We start from the raw sequence: 25,303 nt of genomic DNA on the forward strand, positions 1-25,303 counted from the left end.
CAGTTCAGAAACACCGAGTCATACGTTTTGCCACCACTCCTCCTGCCCAGCATCGCGTTATCGGCCGGAATTATCGCGGTCCTGCTCACCATCTGGCTGGAGCGTCATGCGCAACGCCTAGGTCTCGTCCAGGCACCCAATCATCGCTCGTCCCATACCAAGCCAACGGCGCGTGGTGGCGGGCTGGCCCTTGCCGTGACTATCGTGGCCGCCGCAATTGCGTTGAGCCCCATGGGCAGCCCGCGCCTTTTGTGCATTGCCGCCTGCATCGCCGCGATTGCCCTCTTAGGCTTTGCGGATGATCTCAAGGACCTCTCGGCTCGTCTGCGCTTCGCCGCCCAGGCCGTGATCCTGGTTGCCCTGCTTTGGGCCGCCGGACAGTTGCCCTCGCCCGGCCCCGACTGGCTGGCCGGTCCTATCCTGCTGCTGCTCCTGCTGTTGGTTGGGCTCTGGTGGATCAACCTTTTCAACTTCATGGATGGCATCGACGGCATCGCCGCCAGCCAAGCCGCCCTTGTTATCCTGGGGGCGATGCTCGTCTGGAGCCTGGGGAAGCCCCAGGCGATCAGCCAACCGACCTTTTGGCTCGGCTGCTCAGCGGCCGCTGCCAGCCTGGGCTTTCTCCTCCGGAACTGGCCGCCCGCACGGATTTTCATGGGCGACTCCGGCTCTAATGCCTTGGCATTGACCGTGATGGCGCTGGCTCTTCTCTCCATCTCGGCGGGCGAATTGGGCTACAACTGCTGGCTCATCCTGCCAGCAGTTTTCGTCAGCGATGCCACTGTTACCCTGTTGCGAAGGCTGTCCAGAGGCGAACGGCCCTGGCGAGCGCATCGCCGCCACGCATACCAGCAACTGGCGCGCCGCTATGGCCATGCGCGGGTTACCACGGCCTATTGCATCATCACCATAGGCTGGTTGACGCCACTCGCCGCCGCCGCAGAGTGGTTCCCCGCTTGGCAATGGCAGTTAACACTAACCGCTTACCTTCCCTTGGTGCTGGGCGCCTGGCTGTGCAATGCGGGAGCCCGCACGGAAACCGCGGTGTAAACTGCCCTTGCCAACGTCGATAACTTGGCCGTCGAGTCGCCGATCGAGTTCACCACCTAACCTCCCAGCCATCCTTACCACCGCACCCTCCTGGAATCGCCAGACGGACTTTCTTGATTGCACTCTGGCATAGCTAACCTCATCGGCAATGTGCCTGGCCCCGGTCATTGGCACTGCTGATCGTCCTTCCCCTCCAGACCGCCCGGGCTGCGATTAGGCCAGCAGGCTCAATGGGCCCGGCTAAACCACGAGGAGGTGGTTACCAAATTGGGACAACCCAACCGAACAACACCGCTGTGGGTCACACCTTCTTGCGAGAAGCTCTGTCGCAAGTCACAACTAAGTAGCCTACATGTTCCGGAAGTGACCATGATTTGGTCATAGCCGCACCAAGTTGCGATAACATGATTACTCTCACTTAATTATTGCCTTCGCGCTGCTGTGGGCTTTGCGGCATGTCCGTACCCTCAATCAGGATCCCAAGCTAAGCTCTACCCGCCCTCATCAATGTCAGAAGCTGCAGCGATTACACCGACCTCCCATACCACTGAGCACCACGAAGGCCCGCAATGAAGAATAAGAACGTCTTTTCTGACGCGCTCAAGACGTACCGCTCCGTACTCTTCTCGACTGTCGTCTTTAGCGCGGCGATCAATGCGCTGATGTTTGTGGGCCCGCTCTATATGTTGCAGGTCTATGACCGGGTGCTGCAAAGCCGTAGCGAAATGACGCTTCTGGTGCTGACCTTCATAGCTGTGTTCATGCTGGCGATCTATGGTGTGATGGAATGGCTGCGCTCGCGCGTATTGGTGCGGGCCGGAATGCGACTCGATGACACGCTTGCCAACCCGCTGTTCAATCGCGTGGTCACCAGCACCATTACCCAACCACAAGCCAAGGCCCATTTCGCTTTGGGCGACATCGACCGGCTGCGCGAGTTTTTCACCGGATCAGGCCTGATCGCCATCTGCGACGTCCCTTGGGTGCCAGTATTCCTGGTCGTCTGCTTTGTTTTCCACCCCCTGGTCGGGTGGGTGGCCACGTCTGGCGCCGTCATTATCTTCGTGCTTGCGCTGCTCAACGAGGTCGTTACCCGCAAGTCCTTGGGTGAAGCGAATACGCACTCTCTGGCAGCGCAGCACTTCGCCAACACCACCTTGCAGAACGTGGAAGTGATTCGCGCCCTGGGCATGGAAGACAGCCTTCGCCACCGTTGGGCCGAAATGCATCGCAAGATGCTCGAACTTCAGGCAGGCGCGAGCGATCGAGCCGGCGTTCTCCTTTCCGCCTCTAAATTCGTCCGCATGGGACTGCAGGTTGCAATCCTCGGAACGGGAGCTTATCTCGCCCTTGAGGGGCAGATCTCACCGGGCGTGATGATCGCTGCTTCCATCATGATGGGCCGCGCTCTCGCCCCGGTTGATCAAGTTGTCGGGCAGTGGAAACAGGTTATTGGCGCGCGGCAGGCTTATGCTCGCCTCAAGCAACTGTTCGAGAACCTGCCTGGTGAAGAGCTACGTCTGCAGCTGCCACGCCCCCTCGGGCGCATCTCGGCCGAGGGCGTAGCCATAGCTGCTCCCGGCTCGCGCATGCCGATCGTGCAAGGGGTCACGTTCCAGCTCGAGCCCGGTGAAACCCTGGCTCTGGTCGGGCCAAGTGGCGCAGGGAAGTCCAGCCTCGTTCGGGCTTTGGTCGGCATATGGTCGCCACTTGCCGGTGCAGTTCGGATCGATGGATCCGAGCTTGATCACTGGAACCGCAGTGAGCTGGGCAATTACATGGGCTACCTGCCTCAGTCGGTTGAACTCTTTGCCGGCACGATCGCGGAAAACATTGCGCGTTTCCGCGAAACCGATCCCGAGGCAATCGTCCTGGCAGCACAACGCGCCGGTGTTCACGACTTGATCCAGTCGCTTCCAGAGGGCTACGAAACTCAGATTGGCGTTGGTGGCGGACAGCTATCAGGCGGCCAGCGCCAGCGCGTTGGACTCGCCCGGGCCTTGTTCGGCGACCCAGCTTTCATCGTTCTGGACGAACCCAATGCCAATCTTGATGGTGAGGGGGAAGCCGCACTGGTGCGGGCGCTAAAGGATCTAAAGGAACGTCGCCGCACGGTTGTTTTTGTCAGTCACAAGACTGGGTTGCTGGCTTTGTCAGACAAGACCCTGATCATGGCCGACGGACGCATGCGCGCATTCGGCCCAACGCGCGAAGTCTTGCAGCCCAAACCCGCCGTTGCTGCCCGCAAGGAAGCGGCCCAAATTGCTCAAGTGTCTGCAGCAAGCTAGAAAGTCACCCCTTTTGCGCTGCCATCAGATCGCAGCTTGCGCGCGCGAATATCAGGAACGGGACATATGACCGATCTAAGCATCAAGACCGCGGGTATTTTACCTAAGCGCAAAGCGGACGAGTTTTCACCGCGTCCTTACATCCTGGCGGGCTACGCCACGATCATCCTGGCTTTTGGCGTCTTCGGAACCTGGGCGGCAACAGCCTCTCTGGCGAGCGGCGTCGTTGCGTCGGGCACGGTTTCTGTGGAATCAAATCGCAAGTCGATCCAGCACCTAGAGGGCGGCATCGTCAAAGAGATCTTGGTCCGTGAAGGGGATGTTGTTGATGCTGGCCAGCCTCTTGTAGTCTTGGATCCCACCCAAGCTCAGGGCAACTTCGCCGTGATGCAGACGCGCCAAACTATCCTGCAGGCGACCGAGGCGCGCCTCATGGCTGAAAGTCTTGATGCAGCTGAAGTGGCGTTTCCACCTGAACTTCTTGCCAGCGACAATCCCGAAGAACTCGCTGCGCTTGAAATGCAACGCACACTTTTCAACGACCGCAAGGCAACAAAGGACGGCCAGATCGGCATTCTGCGCGTGCGCAAAGACCAACTCAACGAGGAGGTCGAGGGCCTTGCCGTGCAGTTGCAGGCGACGGACGCGCAGAGAACTTCCATCGAGGACGAAGTGCGGCGGCTGACCACGGGACAGGAAAGTGGCGTTATCTCTACTAACCAGCTTTCCCAGCTAACCCGGCAGAGCTTGGAACTGCAGGGAAACTATGGCCGCCTCGTCGCTGAGATCGCCAAGATTAAGCAGAGTGTCGCCGAAACCGAACTGCAGATCCTCCAGCTGCGCCAGGAGTTTGTGGAACGTGCTGGCAATGAGTTGCGCGACGTCCGCGACCAGCTCAACGAGGTGTCCGAGCGCTTCATAGTTGCCAAGGACGTGCTCGACCGCACCATTGTTCGTGCTCCAGTGCGCGGCATGGTCCAGGGCATCATGGTGCATACGACCCAGGGCGTCATCCGCAGCGCGGAGCCAATCATGGATATTATCCCGCTCGATGATGATCTGATCATCAGCGCCCGTATCCGGCCACTGGACATTGACAGCGTGTCGGTCGGCAGCACGGCTGAAGTGAAGTTCCCTGCCTTCCAGAGCCGCACCACGCCGGTAATTTTTGGTGAGGTACAGGTGGTGTCGCAAGACGTGTTCGACCCCAAGGACGGGCGCACCGAGCCCTACTATATCGGACGCGTTCGGGTGGCGGACGAGAACGTGCCCGACGAGATCAAGGGTCGCCTCGTCCCCGGCATGCCTGCCGACGTGATCATCGCCACGGGCGAGCGGACCATGGTTGAATATTTCTTTCGCCCCATTGCCGATGCGTTCTGGAAGGGTTTGAGGGAACGCTAGCAATTGGCCGCTATGCGCTTACCCTGCAGTCGTGCGGGGAGAACTTTCGCCCGGGGCGACCAGTTTTTGGCAATGCTTGTGCGGGTGCCCAGCGACAGGTGGCCGGCCGCATTCGACTACGCAGATTAGCCTGAGGCTTGCAACGTCCGGCCACGCACAGGTGCTTATAAAAGAATGCTACCCAAGGTCCAACTCGCCGAATTATTGGTTATCTGGCTGCGCAGCTTACCCTCTACCAGCCCCAGTGGAAGCAAGAATCGACGGGACCTGGCAACCTGCCGCGCGCAGCTGTAAGAATTGACACTTTGGTAGTTTATCAGGAGAAAGTTCACCCCTAGCGGGCGAACTAGCAAGGCGGCGAGGTTCTGCTTCGTCGATCCACATGCATGCACATTTGACGATGAAGCCGGTTGGGATCTGATTGCAGCAGAAGCCCCATGATACCGACCGAACTAGATGAAACCCTATGTGAATGCCTTCACAGCAACACGTCGGACCCGTTGAGGGCTGATTATCTAAACGGCTGCTGGCGCGTTCGAAACCTTGACTCGACCATCAAGAGGAAGAACCGGCGCGGCAATCCGACCAAACAGCTCTGTGCGCGCCGCGGCCTCGTCGCCGCGCTTAATGGCGGCTTGCAGCGCTTCGAGGGCGTCGGGCACTTCATGGGCGCCGTTGCGCAGCGTGGCGCGCAGGATCTTGGGGTGGCGCGTCGGGTGGGCGCTGCTGGCGTCGTAGAACAGTTCTTCGAACATCTTTTCGCCCGGCCGGCTGCCGACAGTGACGATCTCGATACTGCCGCCCGGATTGTCGTCGTCGCGCACCGTGTGCCCGGCGAGCTGGATCATGTTGCGCGCCAGGTCCGAGATTTTGACAGGCGCCCCCATTTCCAGCAAGAACACATCGCCCCCGTCCGAAAGCGCCCCCGCCTGCACGATCAGCTCGGCCGCTTCGTGGATCGACATGAAATAGCGCGTCATCGCCGGATCGGTCAGCGTCACCGGGCCGCCCTTGGCGATCTGCTCGCGAAACAGCGGCACCACCGAGCCATTGGAGCCCAGCACATTGCCAAAGCGCACCGCACAAAAGCGCTGCCCGGTGCCCGCCGCTTCCGCCAGCCCCGCATAATGGCGCATGATCAGCTCGGCCCAGCGCTTGGTGGCGCCCATCACATTGGTGGGCCGCACCGCCTTGTCGGAAGAAATCAGCACGAACTGCTCCACCCCTGCCTCAAAGGCAGCGCGGGTGATGCAAACCGAGCCGAAAACATTGTTGCGCATGCCCTCGAGCGCATTGGCTTCCACCAGCGGCACATGTTTGTGAGCGGCAGCGTGAAACAGCACATCGATCCGGGCGCAGTTCAGCGCGCGGCGCACCGCGGCCTCGTCAGTGACCGAAGCCAGCACCGGCACGATCTCGGCATCGGTCTGCTCGATCAGTTCACGGTGAATGTTGTAAAGCGCGAATTCGTTCTGCTCCAGCAGCACCAGCCTTTGCGGCGACCAGCGCGCCACCAGCCGGCACAACTCCGAGCCGATGGAGCCGCCCGCCCCGGTGACAAGAATGGAGCGCCCGCGGATCATCTCCCCCAAAAGCTCGGCATCGGCCGGCACTGAGGAGCGCCCCAGCAGCTCATCGATGTCGATCTCGCGGATCTGGTTGACCAGATATTTGCCCGCCAGCAGATCGGCGATATGGGGCAGCGTGCGGATCTTGATGGGGTGTCGCGTCAGATCGGCCACGATGCGTTGCCGCTGGGCCGAAGTCACCGACGGCATCGACAGGATCACTTCTTGGATGCCGAAATTGGCGATCAGCTGGGGCAGATAGTCCGGCGAATAAACCCGCAGCCCCGCTACGTCACGTCCCTGCAGCGCGCGGCTGTCATCCAGAAACCCGGCGATCAGGCGCCGCCCTTGCGAGCGCAATGCCATGGCCAGCTGCGAGCCGGCTTCCCCGGCGCCATAGATCAGGATTTGCCCCGATTTCAGCTGGTCGTCGCGCGGCGCCCAGATGAACTGCTTGGCGGCAAAGCGGCTGCCAGCGATGAACAGCAGCCCGATCATCCAGTAAAAAAACGGCACCGAGCGCGGCACAATGCCATTGCCGGCCATTTCGGTTACGAACACCACCGCCACCCAAGCCAGGGCCGCCAGGGTCATGGCCTGCAGCATGGTCCAGATTGCCCGCTCGGGCAGGTAGCGGATCACGGCGCGATAAAGGCCGTGCCGGATAAAGATGGGAATGGCCACCAGTGGCGCAGCCGCAATCAGCAGCCATTGCGCGGGCGTGGGCACAAAGGGGGCGCTGTAGCGCAGCGAATAGCTCACCCAAACCGCGCCGGCCAGCACCACGGCGTCAAAGCCGATCAGCAGGACCCGCTTTGCCGGACGAGGCATGGCACCGAGGGCCGTTCTGAACCGTTCCAAAAGCGCCAAGATCAACTCAAATTCCCATGCATACGCCAAGCCGCCGACGCATCACCTGGCCATTAGTTACCCCGACGGGGCGTCCAGGAGAAGTGTATGCGGCACACACCTGGGCTTAAATAGGACGCAGCCCCCACTCAATGCTGCGGTGGAAGGGCTGAACCTGCGTCAAAAGAGCTAGTCAGGGCGGGCACCGGCCCCTGGCTTTATGGCGTATTGAGCACGTCCTTGATGAAGCGGTAGTGGCCGGCAGTCAGGCCCCCATCCACGGGGATGGTGACGCCGGTAATGCCTGACGCGGCGTCCGAAGCCAAGAACAGCACGGCATTGGCCACTTCCTCGGCCACCACCATGCGCCCCATCGGGTAATGCGGCAGCACCTTGTCGAGCAGATGCGGGTTAGCATGGAGGCGATGGTCCCAGGCAGCCGTTCGCACCGAGCCGGGCGCCACCACATTGGCGCGCACACCGCGCGCACCCAGTTCCACTGCGATGGCCTTGCCATAGGCGATTAGCCCGGCCTTGGCCGCGGCATAGGCCGGATTGCCGAAATGCTGCAGCCCGTTGACCGAGGAAATCAACACCACATTGCCCGCGCCCCGCTCGGCCATGCCAGCAGCGATGGGGTCAACCAGTGCATAAGCGCCATTGAGGTTGATGGCCATTTCGCTGGCCCAAACCGCATCATCGAGCTGGCCGAAATGCTCGGCGCGGGTGTAGCCGGCATTGGCGATCACCGCATCGGGCACGCCATTGGTCGCCAGGTGCGCCTGGACGGCCTGGCGCGTGCCCGCGGAATCGGTCTGGTCAAAGAGGATGCGAGCGGCGAGCGGCAGGCCTTCCAGCATGCCCAGGTCGCGATCGGCGCCAACCACCTGCGCGCCCGCTGCAGCGAATTTTTCCACCAGTACCCGGCCAATGCCACCCCCAGCGCCCGAAATCAGCACCGTCTTGCCCCCGAGCCCCAAGAAAGCCTGCGTCATCCCTGCTATCTCCATCTGGTCTGCGCGAAACCGGCGGCCATAGGTGCCGGTGCAATCAACGTTCTGCACGCGCGGTGATATACGGCCGATCAGGGAGCGTGAAAGCGTCTTTTGCACCCGCCGCGAGAAATTCGCTGCGCAAGAGCTCAGGCTGCGGCGGCGGCTTTCGCCAAGAACTCAGGCGGGAGCAGGTGATGACCGGCGCCGCAGCTTGGCTGTTTGCACCAGCGTCCAGGCCAGCAGCAATTGCATGGCCAGGCCCGCCAGCAACATGGCCCCATCCAGCAGCGGATCGGGCGAAACCCCGGTCTTGATCGTTTGCAGCGCCATGCTGATCAATGTGCCGGTGGCAAAAACCGCAAGACCCTGCTGGCCCATCCAGCGCAAGGGCGCGGCATAGGGCGACCCCGCGATCTGTCGGGTCCAGGGCAGGCAGGCAAAGACATAAAACAGCGCCAGGGCATGCAGCAGCCGCGGCAGCGCCAGATAGGTCTTGTCGAACCAGGTGATGTAGAACGGCAGCCCGGCCCGGCTCAGCGCCCCCAACACCCCGCGCCCCGCTTCCGCCAGCGCTGGAATGCGCGCCCACAGCAGCACGAACAGCACAAAGCCAAGCGCCACCCGGAACAAGGTCTTGTTGGCCGGCACAAAGCTTTCCCCCACTTTCATCGCCGCGCCCGAAAGCAAGCCGACGATAAAAAGGATCTGCCAGGACAGCGGCCCCAGGAACCAGCCGCCTGGGGCGGGATAGCTGGGGAAATTGAGCCGGAACTGCCCCGCCACTATCCAGACCAGCACCGAGCCCGCCATCACCCAGAGCGGCTTGCGCAGCCCGGCCCAAAGCAGCGCTGGCGTCGCCAGGAGCAGCACGAAGTAAAGCGGCAGGATATTGAGATAGCCCAGCTGGTGGCTCAGCAGCGGAATGCCGATCATCACCCCGAGCGGCTGCTTGAACAGCGCCGCCACATTGTTGGTGAGCAACATATTGGGCAGGCCGTACCACAAGGCGCCCGCGGCAAAGATCGCCAGCGTCACCACCGTCATGGTCAGGTGCACGAGATAAAGCTGGCGCGCCCGCGCCCAAACCTTGGCCAGCCCCGCCCAGAACGAGCCGGTGCGAAAACTATTGGAATAGGCCAGCCCCGCCGCCAAACCCGACATGAAGACAAAGGCTTCCGCCGCGTCGGAAAAGCCGAAATTGCGGCTGGTGAAATTCTCGTAGATCGTTCCCGGCACATGGTTGATGAAGATCATCACCAGCGCCAGGCCGCGGAACATGTCGAGCCGCGGATCGCGCCGGCTGGCCGGGGCACTCGCCTCCCGCGCCAGCGCTCCGCTCGCAGTGCCCCTGGTCCTTAAGGTGTGCCCTGCCTGGGTCCGGCTGACCGCCGGCTCAAGCGTGGACATGCTGGCCGATCTTGCTCGCTGTCAGGTCCGTTTCCGGCTTGCCCTGCCATTGCTCCATGATGGCCACATGCTCCTTCATCACAGGGGTGATGCACTGCTCGGTCGGCGTGCGGAACAGCCTTGGCAGTTTCGATTTCGTCGTGGCATGCGAGCTCGCGGCAATCAACACTGGCGCAAGGATCGCGGGCAGCATGGCAGGCGCCAGCCAGAGCGCCGCCCCGGGCGCCAGCGCCAGGGTCAGCCCCAGCGTCACCACCCCCGTCAGCACGATCCACCAGCTTGCGGACCAAGCCTGCCGCAGCGTCAACCCGGTTTGCGCCCGGTGGGTGGCGGGCCAGCCGCCATCGATCCCCAGCAGCACCTGCACCACGGCACGGCTTTGCAGCAGCAGCATCACGGGCGCGAGGACCGTGGAAAACACGATCTCCCCCAGCACCGACAAGAGGGCCACGCCCGTGCCGCCGACGCGCCGGTTCTGCCCGTCCACCATGCCACGCAAGAGGATCAGCAGTTTTGGCAGGACCAGCACCAGCGCCACGGCAAGCCCCAGCCCCCAGATGCCGCCCGTCGCCTGCGGCAGCGCCGGCAACACGATCGGCTGGCGCGGAAACACCGCTGCAATAATGCTTGCCGCCAGCAGCAGCAGCCAGAACGGGGAAGCCATGTAAGCCATGACCCCCTGCACAAAGGTGAACCGGCTCCACCATTTCAGCCCTGGCGCCGCCAGCAGCCGCCAATGCTGCAGATTGCCCTGGCACCAGCGCCGGTCGCGCTTGGCATATTCGATGAGGTTTTCCGGCCCCTCTTCATAGGAGCCCTCGAGCGCAGGATCGACCATCACGGTCCAGCCGCCGCGCGACAGCAGCGCGGCTTCCACATAATCGTGGCTCAGGATGTGCCCGCCCAGCGGCGGCTTGCCCGACAGCACCGGCAGCCCGCAATTGGCGGCAAAGGCGCTCACCCGCACAATGGCATTGTGCCCCCAATAGGGCCCTTCGCGGCCCTGCATCAGAGCCGCGCCACGCGCAAAAGCGGGCGACAGATAGCCGGCCGAAAACTGCATGCAACGCCCGAACAGGGTCCTGGCATTGATGACGCGCGGCACGGTCTGCAGCAGCCCTAGGCTCGCGTCCGCATCCATGCGCCGCGCCAGCTCGCCAATGGTTTCCCCTTCCATCAGGCTATCGGCATCCAAGATCAGCGCATAGTCATAGGCCGCGCCCGAGCGGGAAATGAAGTCCTCGATATTGCCGGCTTTCTTGCCGACATTGTTTTGGCGCCGCCGATAGAAAATCCGCCCAGCCGCCCCAGGCTCGCGGATCAACTGCTCGAACCACACCGCTTCTTGCGTCGCAGCTTCCAGCGAATTGCTGTCGCTGAGCACGGCGATATGGAAGCGGTCCGCGATGCCCAGCGCCACAAGGCTGCGGTTCATCGCGGCAATGCGCGCGAACACCGCCACGGGGTCCTCGTTATAGATCGGCACCAGGATTGCGGTCAGCCCCTTGGGCTTGGCGCGCGCATCAAATGCGGGCCGCCGCGCCGGCGTGAACACGCCCAGCACCGCCGCCGTCGCGCCCCAGACCAGCCAGAACCCGCTCAGCCCCACCAGCGCCACGCGCACCAGATCGAGCACCGAAATGCCGTCCGCGCCCGTATACTGGAGAAAAAGATAGCCGCCCCACAAGCTGGAGCCGGCAGCAACCAGGAGCGCCAGACCCCGCACCAGGACTGGCCGCATCATCGCAGGTAAGCCATGAACCGCATGGTAGGCGCCAGTTCCCCTCAGAGCCACGAGAAGGAAGTTATGGCATTGCGGAGCGCCTGGAACAAGGAGCGGCGCCGCTCCAGCTGTTGCTTGGGCATGGGGAGGGGAGCGTCAGGCAAGGCACTGGCAAAGAAGAGGTCGCCATCATACTTCATGGGTTGGCCTCCACTGATACAGCCAGGTTTCGGTCAGCTTGCGGCCGGAGCCCACAAGATAGGCCATGATTTCCATCGGGTTCAAAGCGTCCGCCTCGATATCGAGCACCAGCCGCCAGGTGCCATTGGCCGGCACTTTGGACAGCGCGGAATGGCGCACCACGCCGCTCGAGACGGTCGCGAGCACGTCGATACGCGCGTCCTCGGGCATGCCGGCGAGTTCACCGCCTTTGAAGTCGACGACGAATTTGCGCAGATTGGCGGCATTGGCGACGCCCGAGACCCCGCCCTGCCCGGCCCGGGTTTCGGCGACATAGGCGATTGGCGCGTCTTCACTCGGATCAAGATCGCCCCAGATCAGCTTGTAGCTGAATTCGCGTTCCGACCCCGCCACAACGGGTTCGGCCGGGATCCAGAACGAAACGATGTTGTCGTCCACCTCGAGTGTCGAAGGAATTTCGATCAACCTGACCGTCCCTTCGCCCCAATTGCCAATTGGCTCGATGCGCACCGAAGGGCGGCGCTCGTAATGGGCGCCGGCATCCTGGTAAGTCTCGAAATCGCGGCCGCGCTGATAAAGACCGAACGCGCGTGGATTGTTTTCCCACAGATAGGAATTGCCCAGCGCATCGGTATTGCTGAGCGCGCGCCACAGCACTTCCCCGTTCTCGCGCTCAATGAGCAAGCCATTGCTGTCATGCACTTGCGGCCGGTAATCGTCAAAGCCGGCGCGATTGGCTTCGGCATAAAGGAACATCGAGGTCAGCGGCGCTATACCGAGTTCCTTGACGTCCTCGCGGAAATAAAGCCGCGCCGTCACATCCATGGCCGTGGCCTGGTTGGTGTCGCTGGCCGGGGTGAACACAAAGCGGTAAGCGCCGGCAAGGCTCGGGCCCTCGAGCGCGGCATAAACCACCAGCGGCTCGTCGCCTTGTGGCTTTTGCAGGTAGAACTCGGAAAAGCGCGGAAACTCCTCGGGCCCCTCGACCCAGGAATTAAGCACCACACCGCGTGCGCTCAGCCCATACACATTGTCCCGCCCCAGCGCGCGGAAATAGCTCGCGCCCAGAAACGAAATCAGCTCGTCCCAGGCTTCGGGGCGGTTGAGCGGATAGTTGAGGCGAAAGCCCGCTATGCCGGGGAATGGCTGGGCGTGGGCGGCGGCATCCACTTCGGTATCGTGGTACTCAAAATCGTCGGCGCTGAATTCCATGGGGTGCGCCACCCCGCCTTCGATCTCGTAGATGCGGATCGGCTCGGCAAACAACCAGCCCAGATGGAAGCCATGCACCTGGTAGCCGTGGTCGTCGCCGGCCCACTTGGCGCGCTCGCCACGATACTGGATGCGCCGATAGGCGTCGTAATCGAGCCCGGTAAAGCTTTCCGGCAGGTTGAACACCGGCTTCTGGTAAGGGGCTGCGCCGATATCCTTCATGCGCGCGCTGAACGCGTCGAAATCAAAGGCAAATTCCTGCCGCTCCTCAAGTGCGGCATAAGCCGTGCTCGAAAGCGAAGTCGTCGACAGGAGCGCCAGGCCGGCGCCCATGATGTGCAGAAAATGGCGTCGATTCGGCAGCTCAAGGCGTGAACGCGTCAACTCAGTACCCAATAGGTTTGGCTCTATGCTCTTTCGGCAAATTCCGAATGGCGCATAGCCGTAAAAGTTGACGCATGGATGATATGCAACATCGGCATAACTTGGGCGGACCCGTCACACCCGTTTGCAAGCCCCAATCTGTGGCAAGAAGGACACAGTTTCGTGAGCTAGGCGCTGCCCTGCCCGCTACAGTGAGGCCAGCGCCGCCAGCAATTCGCGCGCCCGCGCTTCTCCGGTATGACCCGCCAGCACCAGGCTCTGGGCCTTCGCCGCCATGGCTTCGCGCTGCGCTTCACTCAGCGATTCCAGCGCATCGATCACATCGTCGCTCGTGCGGGCGAGCACGATGGCTTCCCCTTCCGGCAACAATTCGGTCAGGCCCGGCCAGATATCGCTGATGATCGGCGTGCGGCACGCCGCGGCCTCGAACAAGCGCACGCTGGGCGACCAACCCGCCGCAATCATGTCGGCCCGCGTCACATTGAGGGTGAAGCGTTGCGCGCTGTAAAACGCGGCATGTTCGGCCGGCGGCAAATGCTCGATGCGCTCCACATTGGCCGGCCAGTCGATCTCGGCCGGGTATTGCGGCCCTGCCACCACAAAGCGCCGCTCCGGCAATTGCCTCGCCGGCTCCAGCAGCAGCCGCTCCAGCGTCGGCTGCCGATCCGGGCTATAGGTGCCGAGATAGCCCAGGTCCCAGCGCATCTCAGCGCCAGTGGGCCCGTAACGCTTGGCATCCACCGAGCAATACAGGGCCTCTGCGCGCTTGGCGCCATATTCCGTTTCAAGGCGCGTCAGCACCGGCCCGCCCGAAAACGAGAAATAGATGTCAAAGAGCGGAATCTGCCGGCGCGCCAGATATTCCTCGTCGCCCCGGTCGAGCTTGGCCAGGGTCACGGGCGTGTCGATGTCGTAAAAGCAGAACCGCGTCAGCCCGAGGCTCGACAGCGCATCGATGGCGGCAACGCCCTCAGGCACATAAGAGCCCACCAACACCGCATCGGCTGCCTGCAGCGTCGGGCCAAAGCGCGCGAGCAGGTCATCGACGCTGCTGTAGTAGGCCAGTTCGCAAAAGTCCGGGTCCGGCAGGTCGCGGTTATTGGCGTACCAGGGCACGTCGCGCTCCAGGAACAGCACGCGCTTGCCCTCGGCGGCAACGCCGTGCAACAGCGCCCGGAAGGTCGTCGCATGCCCATTGCCCCAGGACGAGCTCAGCGACAGCCCGACAACGACCAGATCGAAATGCTCGGTCATTGGGCGGCCTCTCCGACCCGCTCGCTATACTCCCGGAAGATCCGGTCGGCTTCCACCGCCCGATGATCATAGGTGTGCTCGCGCAGCACCCGCGCCAGCGCCGCCTGCCCGATCGCCTGCGCCCGCTCGGGAGATAGGGCTGCCATGATCTGCGCCACGTCCTGCCCGTCACGCGCGACCAGCACTTCGGTTTCGGGCTCGAGGAACAACTCGATTCCTTCCCAGAAGTCGGTGATCAGGCACGCTCCGGCGCCTGCCGCCTCGAACACGCGCGTTGCCGGCGAAAAGCCATTGCTGGCCATGCTTTCGCGCGAAATATTGAGCACGGCCTTGGGCGTCACATTGAACGCATTGTGCTCGCCCGTCGGCACATGGCCGATATAGTTGATATTGCTGGCCATCGGCTTGTCGTGCCAGCCCGAGCCACCCAGCATGAAGCGCTGGCCGGGCGTGCGGGCCGCCGGCTCCAGGAAGAAGTGTTCCACGCGCGCTTCGCGGTCCGGCAGGCGATTGCCCAAAAATCCCAGATCGGCGGTGAAGCGCGGATTGGGCGCCACCGGATGATGGGTCTGCGGATCGAGCGCATTATAGACCGGGATGCACTCCTTGGCGCCCACCGCCTTATAGGCCGCAACCACCGGATCGCCGCCGCCATAGGTCAGCACCAGATCGATCTGCCCTAGCGCCCGGCGCAAGGGGTGTTCGGGCGCGGCGCGCAGCTCGGCGAGGGTCGCCGGCGCATCCACATCCCAGAAAATCTTGAGCGCACCGGGCCGCGAGGCTTTCAGCACCTCGTTGAGCAACAGATCGTCCTCGTAGCCAACGCCGCTGGCCTTGACCACGATATCGGCTTCCACCGCATGGGCGGCCGCTTGTTTCAGCGCCTCGATCGTGCCTTCATAAACGACGACCTTGCACCATTCCGGTGGATCGATGTCGCGGTTCTTCTGGCGGTCATACACATCGGGTTCGTAGAACGTGATGTCGTAGCCGCGCGCCGCCAGCGCCCGTAGCAGGCCGCGATAATAGGTGGCGGCGCCGTTCCAGTAAGCGGACAGCAGGCTCGAGCCATAGAATGCGATTTTCAAGAGGCGGCCTCCCCCGGGGCACGTTGGTTGGAAACGCGGGCCGTGCCGTGCTGGCCCAAAATGGCCAGCAATTCGTCGACCCGGTGCCGGCAGGTATGGCGCGCCTGGATGGTTTCGAGACCCGCCGCGGCCAGCGCCGCCGCCCGGTTGGGATCGGCCAGCACTTCGGCCAGCAGGCGCTGCATGTCCGCACCATCGCGGGCAAACAGGAAATCCGTGCCCGCCCGGAACAGCCCCTCGGCATCGCTCCAGGGCGCCGAGATCAGCGGAATGCCGCAGGCCAGCGCCTCGAACATGCGAATGGTCGGGATGCCCGGCAGGTTCTGCACATAAGGGCGGCGCGGAATATGGACGGTGACGCGGTGCTGCGCAAAGGCGCGCGGTGCATCGGCATTGGCGATCCAGCCGCCATAATCGAGCCCGGCCGCCTTGAGCGCGGCGAGCGCCGACTCCGGATAGCGCACGCCGCGCACCGTGCCCGTCAACTTGAGCTGCCGCGCTGGCTCGACAAGGAAACTGGCGATCTCGGCAGTGCGCTCATCGTCGCCCCAATTGCCGATCCAGATCAGGTCGCGGGTCCGCTCGATCCCTGGCATGGGGTGGAACAACGCATCGTCCGCCGCCTCGTGCCAGGTGAACACCTGCTTGCCCCAGCCCGCCCGCAAATAGCGCTCGCGCAGCGTTTCCCCAAAGGCGAGGATCGCGTCGTAATGCTCGAGCTCGAGCCCCGCAATATCGCCTTCGGCGGAAACCGCGCGGTGATGGGTGTCATGGAACAAGAGCGTCCAGGGCGCACCATCGCGCCGCAATTCCCCGATCCGCGCCACCAGCGCCGGCTCGGTCCATTCATGCACCACCACCACATCGGCCTCGGCCAGCGCCGCTTCGTGGTCGAACCCGGCGCCATATTGCTCGGAGCGCAGCATCGGGAAATCGCTGGCAAAGCGCTCGACCGCCCCCGGCCCTTGTTGGGCCAGCAGGTTCTGCCGGCTCCAGGCATCCTCGGGTTCGAGCGCCAGCGCCTCATGGCCGCGCCGGACCAGGTCGCGCATCACCCCGCGCAGGAAGTGGGCATTGCCGTGGTTCCAATCGGAAACCAGCGAGTGGGTATAGAAAACAAAACGCATCAGAAATCCTTAGGCACGGCCCGCAACGGCACCGGCCGACAACAGCTGGCGATACAGCTCGCCCATCGCGCCCGCTTGCGCGGCAACGCTGAAGCGCTGGGCGCGCTCCTGCCCCTTGGCCGCCAGTTCCGCCCGCAGCGCGGGATCGCCCGCCAACTGGTTGATGCGGTCGGCAAAGGCCTTGGGGTCATGCGGGCCGGCAAACAGCGCCACCCCATCCCAGAGTTCGCGATAGGTCGGGATATCGGCCAGCACCAGCGCCGCCCTTGCCCCCGCCGCTTCCAGCGGCGCCAGCCCGAACGGCTCATAGAGCGAAGGCGACGCGACAATGGCCGCTTCCGCCATCAGCGCCTTGACCCCGCCATGGGTCAGCTCGCCGCGATGATCGGCATGCTCGATGGCCAGGAACTGCCCGTTCGGCCCGCTATTGGCCCCCGCCATCACCACCGGCCACACCGTGTGCGCGGCTGCCTGGTCCAGCACCCGCCCGTTCTTGCCATCATCCCACCAGCGCCCGGCGGCAAACACCAATTCCGCCTTGTCGATCTCGGACGGCGTCGGATGGGCGCCATTATAGATGACTTGCAGCCCCTTGATCGGGCCATAGCTGCGCCGCAGCATATCGGCATGGGTTTCGCTCGGCGCCACCACCGCATCTGCATGGTCGAACCCGCCCCGGTTGAGCCGCTGCTGCCAGTGCCAGTCCAGCGGCACCGGCCCATTGCGCACCGCGGCAAACCAGGTGACGACGCAGGAATGGCTCACCACCAGCACCGGCACATCCAGTTTGAGCCCATAGGCTTGCGAGGGCAGGTTGAGATGCACCAGATCCACCTGATGCTCTTCGGCCAACGCAGCGATCAGCCCGGGCACGCCATCCAGCGCCGCCTCGTTTTGGGCGGTCCAGTCCAGCGGCGCTTCGAGCCACACCAGCGTGCCCAGCCGCTGAGCCTCCTCAACCTGCGCCACTGAAGGCCCCGGCCCAAACCCGGCAAACACAAAGCTGAAGCCCTGCTCGCGCAGTGCCGAAGCCAGGTCCATGGCATAGCGCCACACCCCGCCCACGGCATCCAGCGACATCAGCACCCGCCGCGGCTGCGGCCCGGTGCTGTTGCCATTGGCGGCCCCGATTGCCTCGGCCATTATGCCCGCACCCGCTGCTGGCTGGCCTTGGGCACCGCAATGGCGTGCTGTGGCGCGAGCCAATTGCACAGATCCACGATCCCCTCGCGCCAGCCCATCCGCGCGCTCCAGCCCAGTTCCGCTTCGAGCCGGCCGGTATCGGCGACGAAATACAGCTGATCGCCCGCCCGCCAGTCGCCATAGCCGATCTCGACCTTGCGCCCGACCAGCTGCTCGATTTCGGCCAGCACCATGTTGAGGCTGACCGCATTGCGCGGCCCCCCGCCCAGATTGAAGGCCCGGCCCGAAACCTTGCCGATATTGCTCAGCACGCTGCGATAAGCGGCCACGGCATCGCTGACATGGAGCACATCGCGCACCTGCTTGCCGTCGCCATAAAGCGTAATCGGCTCGCCCTTGAGCGCCCGGATCAGGAAATGGGCGACCCAGCCCTGGTCCTCGGTGCCGAACTGGCGCGGCCCATAGATGCAGCTCATGCGCAGCACCGCCGTGGGCAAGCCAAAGCTCTTGGCGTAATCGAGCACATATTGGTCCGCCACGCCTTTGGAGCAGCCATAGGGCGTGCAGAAATCGAGCTTGCGGTCTTCCGACACGCCACGGGCCCGCATCACCTCGTCGACAGGCAGATAGCGCCCATCGCTTTCGGCCATGGCCATGTCCTCGAGACCGCCATAAACCTTGTTGGTGCTCGAAAACACCACCGGCGCATTGTGCCCAGCCGCGCGCACGGCCTCGAGCACATTGATCGTGCCGCGCGCATTGACCTCGAAGTCATCGAGCGGATCGACAAGACTCGTCGTCACCGCGGTTTGCGCGGCCAGGTGAAACACCGCCTTGGCGTCGGCGAACACGGGCTTGATGGCCGCCAGGTCGCGGATATCGGCGCGTGCCAGCTGCACGCGCTCGCCATGGTTCTGCTTGAGCCAGGCCAGGTTCTGCTCGACGCCGGGGCGGCTGAGATTGTCGAGCACCACCACCTGTTCGCCATCGCGCAAAAAGCTGTCGGCGAGATTGGAGCCAACAAAGCCGCTCCCGCCCACCACCACGATGGTGCCGGCAGCAGGGGCCTTGCTCATTGGGTTGGCGCTGAGTGGTTTGCTCGCTGTCACGAAACCAAACCCCGCTCCTCCAGCTGGCGCTTCATTTCGGCGCCCCGGTCGATCGCCTGCGCCTCGCGCACCCAGTCCGCCAGCTCGCCCAGCGAATCTTCGAGTCGATGCTGCGGCTCAAAGCCGAGCAGCTCGCGCGCCTTGGAGATATCGGCAAAGCAGTTGCGGATATCGCCCGAGCGCGCCTTGCCCATGATGTCTGGGGCGATCTGGGGCACGCCCATGGCTTCGGCCAGGAGCGTTGCGACCTGGGTGATCGTATAGGCATTGCCGCTGCCCACATTGATGACATGGCCGGGTGCTTCGGCCCCTTCGAGCGCCAGCCGGAAGGCGCGGGCCACATCGCGCACATGCACGAAGTCGCGGCGCTGCTCGCCATCCTCAAAGATCATGGGCGGCTGCCCATTGGTGAGGCGCGAGGCGAAATTGGCTAAAACGCCGGTATAGGGATTGGACAGCGCCTGGCCGGGGCCAAACACGTTGAACAGGCGCAGCGCCACGGCGTCGACCCCATAGGCCTCACCAAAGATCAGCACCTGCCGTTCCTGGGAATATTTGGTCAGCGCATAGATCGAGGCCAGGTCCACCGGCTTTTGCTCGTCGGTGGGCGCGGGCGTCAGGGTTTCGCCATTGGGGCCAGTGGGGTTCCAGGCGCCGGTCTTGACGCTGGCGGCGCGGCGGCGAATGCTTTCGAAGCGCTGCCCTTCGGAGCCGACATAAACGCCTTCGCCATAAACGCTCATCGAGGAGGCCACGACGATGCGCTTGATCGGGCGATCGATCATGGCTTCCAGCAGCACCGCGGTGCCGAGATCATTGCCCCCTACATAGCGGGCGATTTCATACATGGATTGGCCCACGCCCACTTCGGCGGCCAGGTGGATGACGCTGTCGATGCCCTCGAGCGCCGCGTTCACCGCATCCTTGTCGCGCACATCGGCGCGGATCACCTCGACCCCGGCAGGGGTTGGCGCTGCCGCATCCCCATGCACCTGGTCGATCATCGCGTCCAGAACGCGCACCTGGTAATTATTGGCCAGCAATTCCTGCGCCACATACCGGCCGATAAAGCCGCAACCACCAGTGATAAGAACGTGAGTCATGTGCACCTGACGCTTGAAGATCCGCCGAGATTTCGGCAGAAAAGAACAACCAAAGCCAGTTTCCCCCGATTGCGGCGACCGGGCAACCCTGAGGGCTGCATGAACCGGAAAATCGCCGCCAAGGAAACCAGCGCAGCAGCAAAGCTGCCTCAGCTTCATGTACTTAGATGATGCTTTGAGGTCAAGCACACCAGCCCGATCTGCACGGCTTCAGGCAGGCAAATTAACCCAAGTTACTTATAACCTATTTTATTTAGCGGTTCATGGAACCAAATTATACCACCGCGCATTTATGCTTCTTGGCGCCAGCGCGATCTCTCCTCCGCGCCCCTGATTCTTTCTTCACATTGTCCTGCCGTTAAGCTGAATTGTCGTCAGCCCGGATCCAGTCCCCTCCCCCTTGAGGGGAGGGCTAGGGTGGGGGTCCCTCCGCCAACCACCCACCCAAGAGCGGCCTCCTCCCCTGACCCCATCTGACGCAGCTCCCCCGCACCAAAACTTGCGGACAACTGCCCCGCCTTGCGCTACCAAGACACCCCTGATTGCGCCCCTTTGGGCGCCCTGAAACTCAACCGAAAGGCAGGTCATGAGCGAGATCGAGGCAGCAGCACCCGAGATGGCGGCCGCAGTGGTTACTGGTCCCGGCGCCATTCGCATTGATCGCCAGCCAGCGCCCCGGCCCGGCCCCGGCCAGGTCCGCGTGGCGCTCGAAGGCTGCGGCGTTTGTGCGTCCAATCTCACCCCTTGGGCAGGCCCCGAATGGATGCAGTTCCCCACCGAGCCTGGCGGGCTTGGCCATGAAGGCTGGGGGCGCATCGATGCGCTGGGCCAAGACGTGACTGGCCTGGCGGTCGGCGACCGCGTGGCCGCGCTCTCCTATCATAGCTATGCTACCCACGACCTGGCCGAAGCCGATGCCGTGGTCAAGCTGCCCGCCGCTCTCGACAACCAGCCCTTCCCCGGCGAGCCGCTGGGCTGCGCCATGAACATCTTCAAGCGCAGCGACATCCAGCCCGGCCAGACCGTCGCCATTGTCGGCATCGGTTTTCTGGGCGCCCTCCTCACCCAGCTGGCCTCGCGCGCCGGCGCCCGGGTCATCGCCATTTCGCGCCGCCCCTATTCCCTCGATATCGCCAAATCCATGGGCGCTGCCGAAGTGATCCCGATGAACGATCACTGGCAGATCATCGAGCAGGTCAAGGCACTGACCGATGGTCAGTTCTGCGATCGCGTCATTGAAGCGGTGGGCAAGCAATGGCCGCTTGATCTCGCGGCCGAGCTGACCCGCGAGCGCGGCAAGCTGATCGTTGCCGGCTATCACCAGGATGGGCCGCGCCAGATCAATATGCAGCTCTGGAACTGGCGCGGGCTCGACGTGATCAACGCCCATGAGCGCGACCCCAAGATCTATATTCAGGGCATTCGCGATGCCGCCGATGCCATCATGGCTGGCAAGCTCGATCCCTCGAGCCTTTACACCCATGATTTCGCGCTCGAAGAGCTCGACACCGCCCTCGACACCACTCGGGATCGTCCCGATGGCTTCCTCAAGGCGCTGATCCGCTTTGGCTGAACCAACCTCTGTGCCAGCTGGGCACCGCTGACCCGCTGAACGCTAGCCCGCCTTTTTGGCCGGCGCGCGTTTGGCAGGGGCGCGCTTGGCGGGCGCCTCGCTCGATGTGGAAGGCGCCTTGGGTGCCTTCGCCGCCGCCGCCCGCCGCGGTGCGCTCGGCTTGGCTTCAGCGGCCGGCGCCTGCTCGATCGAGCGTTTGAGTGAAGCCATCAAATCGATCACATTGCTGCTGCCCTTGATGGGTTCGGCCGGCTCCGCCTTGGGCTTGCTGCGCTTGGCATGCGTCTTGAGCTTGGCCGTGATCAGCTCCTTGACGCTGTCCTCGTAATGATTGTGGAAGGCGGCGATATCGAATTTTTCGGTTTGCCGTTCCATCAGCGCCATCGCCATCTTGACGGCCGCCTCGTCGGCGGGCGCCGGATCGATGCGGCCAAAGAACTCGCGGTCATCCTTGAGCTCTTCCTTGTAGTGCAGCGTATTGAGCACCAGCCCCTCGCCCGAAGCCTGCAGCGCTGCCAGGTGCTCCTTGCCATTCATGGTGATCTGCCCGATCCCCACTTTCTGCCCTTGCTGCAGCGCGTCGCGGATCACCACATAAGCATCCTCGGCGAGGTCGTCCGCCGGCTGCACATAATAGGCCTTGCTGAAATACACCGGATCGATTTCGCTCAGTTCAACGAACTGCGACAACTCGAGCGTGCGCTTGGTTTCGAGCTTGACCGCGTCGAGTTCGTCTTCGCTCAGCAGCACATGCTCGCCCTTTTCATATTCAAAACCCTTGATGATGGTTTCGGGCTCGACCGCGCCGATCCCGTCCACCACTTTTTCATAGTGGACCGGCTGCATCGTCGGCTGGTGGATCATTCGGAATCGGGTGCGTGCTTCGGTTTGGGCCGGATAAAGCTCGACGGCAATCGAGACCAGGGAGAGGCGGATCTGGCCCCTCCAGGCCGGGCGTGAAGCAGGCATGGCGGGTACTCTCGAATCACTAACAGGCCGACTCAATCCCGCGCCCGGTGATTCGTTCCGACTCCAAAAATGAATCTGCGCCCAATGGTTTAGGCGTGATTGCCGCCGCCCCAGGCACCCTCCCGCCAGCCCCGGTCGACGCGGCAAATCCCGTCCACCCAGACGCCAGCAACATTGCTGCGATTGGCCCCATAAACGATCTTTTCGAACACCGCCCCGGGCTCGGTTTGCCCGAAGAGGCGTATCCCGCCGTCCACCGCCCCGGTGTCGATGGCGAGCGCATCGAACCGGTAGCCCGCCGCAAACACCCCGATCGGCAAGTCGAGCGCTACCCCGCCCCCGGCCGTTGCCAGGTGAAACGCGGTGACAAGGTCGACCCGTCCACTGCCACGGCCGCGCTCGGCCGCGGACAGCGCCGGATCCACCCCTTCTTCGAGCATCCGCGACACCTGCACCGTTGTGCGGCACGCCTCCCACATCGATGCACTGGGCCCACCCGAAATATCGGTCCCCAGCCCCACATGCAGCTGCTTTTCGAGCGCCTGGCGCAGCGGAAAGACGCTGTTGGCGAAATAGAGATTGGAGAGCGCGCAATGGGCCACCGCCGATCCCCGCTCGACCAGCAGGTCCATATCGTCCTCCGACAAGAACGGCGCATGCGCCACCACCGATCGCCGCCCCAACAGCCCGAACCGATCCAGCGCAGCAGCATCGCTGATTCCGAAGCGCTCAAAGGCATAGTGGTGCGCCCAGTCGCTTTCCGAGCAATGGGTCTGCACATGGCACTCGCATTCGCGCGCCAGCTGCCCCAGCCCCTCGAGCGCCGCATCGGTGCAGGAGGGTACAAAGCGCGGCGTTACCACCGGCAGCACCCGCCCCTCGCCATTGTCGGCATGCCCACGGATATAGTCGATCACCGCGCGGGTATCGCGCACCGCCGCTTCCGCACTCTCGTCGCGGTAATCGGGCGGGCACGCCGCCGGATCGTCCATCGCCACCTTGCCGATCAGCGCCCGCTGCCCCGCCGCGATGCACAGATCGGCCAGCACTTCCGTCGCCGCACGATCCTGCGTGGCGAAGTACAGCGCCGTGGTCGTCCCACCCGCGAGGAGGTCTGCCACCAGCACGCTATAGCGCTCGCGGGCAAAGTCGAGGTCGCGATACTGCGCCTCGAGCGGGAAGGTATATTTTTGCAGCCACACTTCCAGTGGCTCGTCGAGCGCCAATCCCAGCTGCGGATATTGCGGCGCATGCACATGCAGGTCGACCAGACCGGGCAAACCATAATGCGTATCCGGTAGTCGGATGACGCGCTCGCCCAGTTCGTTCAGAACCCGTTCACCTTCATGGCTCGACCGGGGCAAAACCGCGCTGATCACCCCCGCCTCGTCCACGCAAATCAGCGTATCGGCCAGCACGTCGAGCCGCTCCGGCACCGGCGCATGCAGGAAAGTCCCCAGTACCGCACCGCCCCGCACATCCGTTGTCATGACCTTCTTGCTCCTTTGCTGCCGCCCTCGGCCCCGCTATGCTGGCCCACCTTCTTGAGAACCTACACCCATGACCAACGACCTCGCCTTCCTCGATGCCGCGACCCTCGCCGCGCTCGATCGCTTCATCGACAAGACCGACGAGCCCCCCACTCCGCGCTTGTCCCGCGAGGAAGCGGTCAATGTCGTGGTCCAGGATTGGCTCATGGCCCAGGGCTATATGCCCATTCCCCAGGAGCCCGGCGAGACGGTGGAGACCAACGAGGCGGCGGTCCCGGCCGCCCATGTGCTGGACGACACCAAGACCACCTTTGGCGAAGAACCCTGATCGGACAGGCGGTTAGCCGAGCTTCGGCTTGCCGCCCATTTCGTCCTCGATGAACACCTGAACGATCTCGTCGAACGAGTTTTCGGCCCGGAAGCCCAGCGCCTTTGCCCGCTGCGGATCGAAATTGCGCGCCCAGCCGCTGACCATGCCGGCTACAGTCGGATCGGGCTCGCGGCGGATCAGCGCGACCGCCTCATCCCCCGCCACCCGTTGCAGCGCCGCTATTTCCTCGGCCACCGTGGCGCTCACGCCCGGCATGTTGAGCGAGCGCCGATTGCCCAAGGGCGCCGTATCCATGGTCGCGGCATGCAGCAGGAACCCCACCGCCGAACGTGGGCTCGCGAACCAGTGCCGCACATTCTCGTCCACCGGCAACACCGCTTCCTGCCCATTGAGCGGCTCGCGCAAGATTCCCGAAAAGAACCCGGACGCCGCCTTGTTGGGCTTGCCCGGCCGCACCACGATCGTGGGCAGGCGAATGCCCACGCCGTCGAGAAAGCCGCGCCGGGAATAATCGGCCAGCAGCAATTCGCAGATGGCCTTTTGCACGCCATAGCTCGTGAGCGGCGTCAGCATCTGCTCGTCCCCGATCACATCGGGGAAGGGCATGCCAAACACGGCAATCGAGGAGGTGAACACCACCCGCGGGCAGTAACCGCCACCCCCGCTCGCTAGCCGGATCGCCTCCAGCAGCGCCCGCGTGCCATCGAGATTGATGCGATAGCCCTTCTCGAAATCGGCTTCCGCTTCCCCCGAAACAATGGCGGCGAGGTGAAAGATCAGGTCCGGCCGGCCAGCAATCAGCTCTTCGGCCACCCCGGGGTCCGACAGGTCCGCTGCACGCAACTCCACCGCCAGCCCCTCGGGACGCGCCGGCGCGATCACATCCACCAGGGTCAGCTGCTCGATCGCCTGCTCGCCCACCTTGCCGGAGCGCACCAATTGCTCCGTCAGCTTGCGACCGACCATCCCCGCCGCGCCAATCACCAATACCCGCATGCCTAAGCCTCCTCCGATAAGAGGCTATTGGCTAACGGT

The 25,303-nt window shown here is 63.5% G+C and carries 19 protein-coding genes and 1 pseudogene; 5 read left to right on the forward strand and 15 right to left on the reverse strand.

Annotation, left to right across the window (positions count from 1 at the left end):
* Window positions 1-27 precede the first annotated feature (27 nt).
* From AC3YOG_RS15250 to AC3YOG_RS15260, 3 genes are all read left to right on the forward strand, one after another.
* A complete protein-coding gene (locus AC3YOG_RS15250) occupies window positions 28-1,050 on the forward strand; it encodes an MraY family glycosyltransferase (RefSeq protein ID WP_489935683.1) in 1,023 nt (340 codons plus the stop codon).
* 569 nt (window positions 1,051-1,619) lie between these two features.
* The gene (locus AC3YOG_RS15255; protein ID WP_489935684.1) at window positions 1,620-3,338 is read left to right on the forward strand and encodes a type I secretion system permease/ATPase; all 1,719 of its coding nucleotides are present in this window, start codon (window positions 1,620-1,622) and stop codon (window positions 3,336-3,338) included.
* Between the two features lie 66 nt (window positions 3,339-3,404).
* Complete coding sequence (locus tag AC3YOG_RS15260; protein ID WP_489935685.1) at window positions 3,405-4,742, forward strand: HlyD family type I secretion periplasmic adaptor subunit; 1,338 nt, start codon at window positions 3,405-3,407, stop codon at window positions 4,740-4,742.
* Window positions 4,743-5,257: 515 nt separating this feature from the next.
* On the opposite strand, the gene AC3YOG_RS15265 is transcribed toward AC3YOG_RS15260, so the two are convergent.
* From AC3YOG_RS15265 to AC3YOG_RS15320, 12 genes and pseudogenes are all read right to left on the reverse strand, one after another.
* Window positions 5,258-7,141 (reverse strand): polysaccharide biosynthesis protein, encoded by a 1,884-nt coding sequence (locus AC3YOG_RS15265; RefSeq protein ID WP_489935686.1) that lies wholly within the window; start codon window positions 7,139-7,141, stop codon window positions 5,258-5,260.
* Between the two features lie 236 nt (window positions 7,142-7,377).
* Window positions 7,378-8,154: an SDR family oxidoreductase gene (locus tag AC3YOG_RS15270; RefSeq protein WP_489935687.1), complete on the reverse strand. Its 777-nt coding sequence runs from the start codon at window positions 8,152-8,154 to the stop codon at window positions 7,378-7,380.
* Between the two features lie 177 nt (window positions 8,155-8,331).
* Window positions 8,332-9,561 (reverse strand): OpgC family protein, encoded by a 1,230-nt coding sequence (locus tag AC3YOG_RS15275; protein WP_489935688.1) that lies wholly within the window; start codon window positions 9,559-9,561, stop codon window positions 8,332-8,334.
* Entirely contained in the window at window positions 9,548-11,305 is a 1,758-nt protein-coding gene (gene mdoH, locus AC3YOG_RS15280; protein WP_489935689.1) for a glucans biosynthesis glucosyltransferase MdoH, read from the reverse strand. The genes AC3YOG_RS15275 and mdoH overlap by 14 nt, the downstream gene beginning before the upstream one ends.
* 41 nt (window positions 11,306-11,346) lie before the next feature.
* Window positions 11,347-11,484 carry a hypothetical protein gene (locus AC3YOG_RS15285; RefSeq protein ID WP_489935690.1) on the reverse strand — a complete coding sequence of 46 codons (138 nt, stop codon included), beginning with the start codon at window positions 11,482-11,484 and terminating at the stop codon, window positions 11,347-11,349.
* Window positions 11,474-13,081: an OpgD/OpgG family glucan biosynthesis protein gene (locus AC3YOG_RS15290; RefSeq protein ID WP_489935691.1), complete on the reverse strand. Its 1,608-nt coding sequence runs from the start codon at window positions 13,079-13,081 to the stop codon at window positions 11,474-11,476. The genes AC3YOG_RS15285 and AC3YOG_RS15290 overlap by 11 nt, the downstream gene beginning before the upstream one ends.
* A gap of 186 nt (window positions 13,082-13,267) precedes the next feature.
* Complete coding sequence (locus AC3YOG_RS15295; RefSeq protein WP_489935692.1) at window positions 13,268-14,335, reverse strand: CgeB family protein; 1,068 nt, start codon at window positions 14,333-14,335, stop codon at window positions 13,268-13,270.
* Window positions 14,332-15,423, reverse strand: coding sequence for a CgeB family protein (locus AC3YOG_RS15300; protein ID WP_489935693.1), 1,092 nt, complete (start codon window positions 15,421-15,423; stop codon window positions 14,332-14,334). The genes AC3YOG_RS15295 and AC3YOG_RS15300 overlap by 4 nt, the downstream gene beginning before the upstream one ends.
* On the reverse strand, window positions 15,420-16,550 hold the full coding sequence (locus tag AC3YOG_RS15305) for a CgeB family protein (RefSeq protein ID WP_489935694.1): 1,131 nt from the start codon (window positions 16,548-16,550) through the stop codon (window positions 15,420-15,422). Before AC3YOG_RS15305 ends, AC3YOG_RS15300 begins: the two co-directional genes overlap by 4 nt.
* Before the next feature lie 9 nt (window positions 16,551-16,559).
* Entirely contained in the window at window positions 16,560-17,693 is a 1,134-nt protein-coding gene (locus tag AC3YOG_RS15310; RefSeq protein WP_489935695.1) for a glycosyltransferase family 4 protein, read from the reverse strand.
* Window positions 17,693-18,760 (reverse strand): annotated as a pseudogene (locus AC3YOG_RS15315) (NAD-dependent epimerase/dehydratase family protein); the annotation flags it as partial. The gene AC3YOG_RS15310 and the pseudogene AC3YOG_RS15315, both read right to left, overlap by 1 nt.
* 38 nt (window positions 18,761-18,798) lie before the next feature.
* A complete protein-coding gene (locus AC3YOG_RS15320; protein WP_172124378.1) occupies window positions 18,799-19,905 on the reverse strand; it encodes an NAD-dependent epimerase/dehydratase family protein in 1,107 nt (368 codons plus the stop codon).
* A gap of 586 nt (window positions 19,906-20,491) precedes the next feature.
* Between AC3YOG_RS15320 and AC3YOG_RS15325 the strand changes: the two genes are divergently transcribed.
* Complete coding sequence (locus tag AC3YOG_RS15325) at window positions 20,492-21,478, forward strand: MDR/zinc-dependent alcohol dehydrogenase-like family protein (protein WP_489935696.1); 987 nt, start codon at window positions 20,492-20,494, stop codon at window positions 21,476-21,478.
* A 42-nt stretch (window positions 21,479-21,520) separates the two neighbouring features.
* Here AC3YOG_RS15325 and ku read toward each other — a convergent pair whose 3' ends face one another.
* Entirely contained in the window at window positions 21,521-22,447 is a 927-nt protein-coding gene (ku, locus tag AC3YOG_RS15330; RefSeq protein WP_489935697.1) for a non-homologous end joining protein Ku, read from the reverse strand.
* Window positions 22,448-22,536: 89 nt separating this feature from the next.
* Window positions 22,537-23,937, reverse strand: coding sequence for a guanine deaminase (guaD, locus tag AC3YOG_RS15335; protein ID WP_489935698.1), 1,401 nt, complete (start codon window positions 23,935-23,937; stop codon window positions 22,537-22,539).
* A 70-nt stretch (window positions 23,938-24,007) separates the two neighbouring features.
* Here guaD and AC3YOG_RS15340 point away from each other — a divergent pair, with 70 nt between their 5' ends.
* Window positions 24,008-24,265, forward strand: a complete 258-nt coding sequence (locus AC3YOG_RS15340) for a hypothetical protein (RefSeq protein WP_172124384.1) — start codon at window positions 24,008-24,010, stop codon at window positions 24,263-24,265.
* A gap of 12 nt (window positions 24,266-24,277) precedes the next feature.
* Here the strand turns inward: AC3YOG_RS15340 and denD are convergent, their stop codons facing one another.
* Window positions 24,278-25,264: a D-erythronate dehydrogenase gene (gene denD, locus AC3YOG_RS15345; protein WP_489935699.1), complete on the reverse strand. Its 987-nt coding sequence runs from the start codon at window positions 25,262-25,264 to the stop codon at window positions 24,278-24,280.
* Window positions 25,265-25,303: the final 39 nt, after the last annotated feature.

The organism is Devosia sp. Z6_126 (assembly GCF_058133495.1).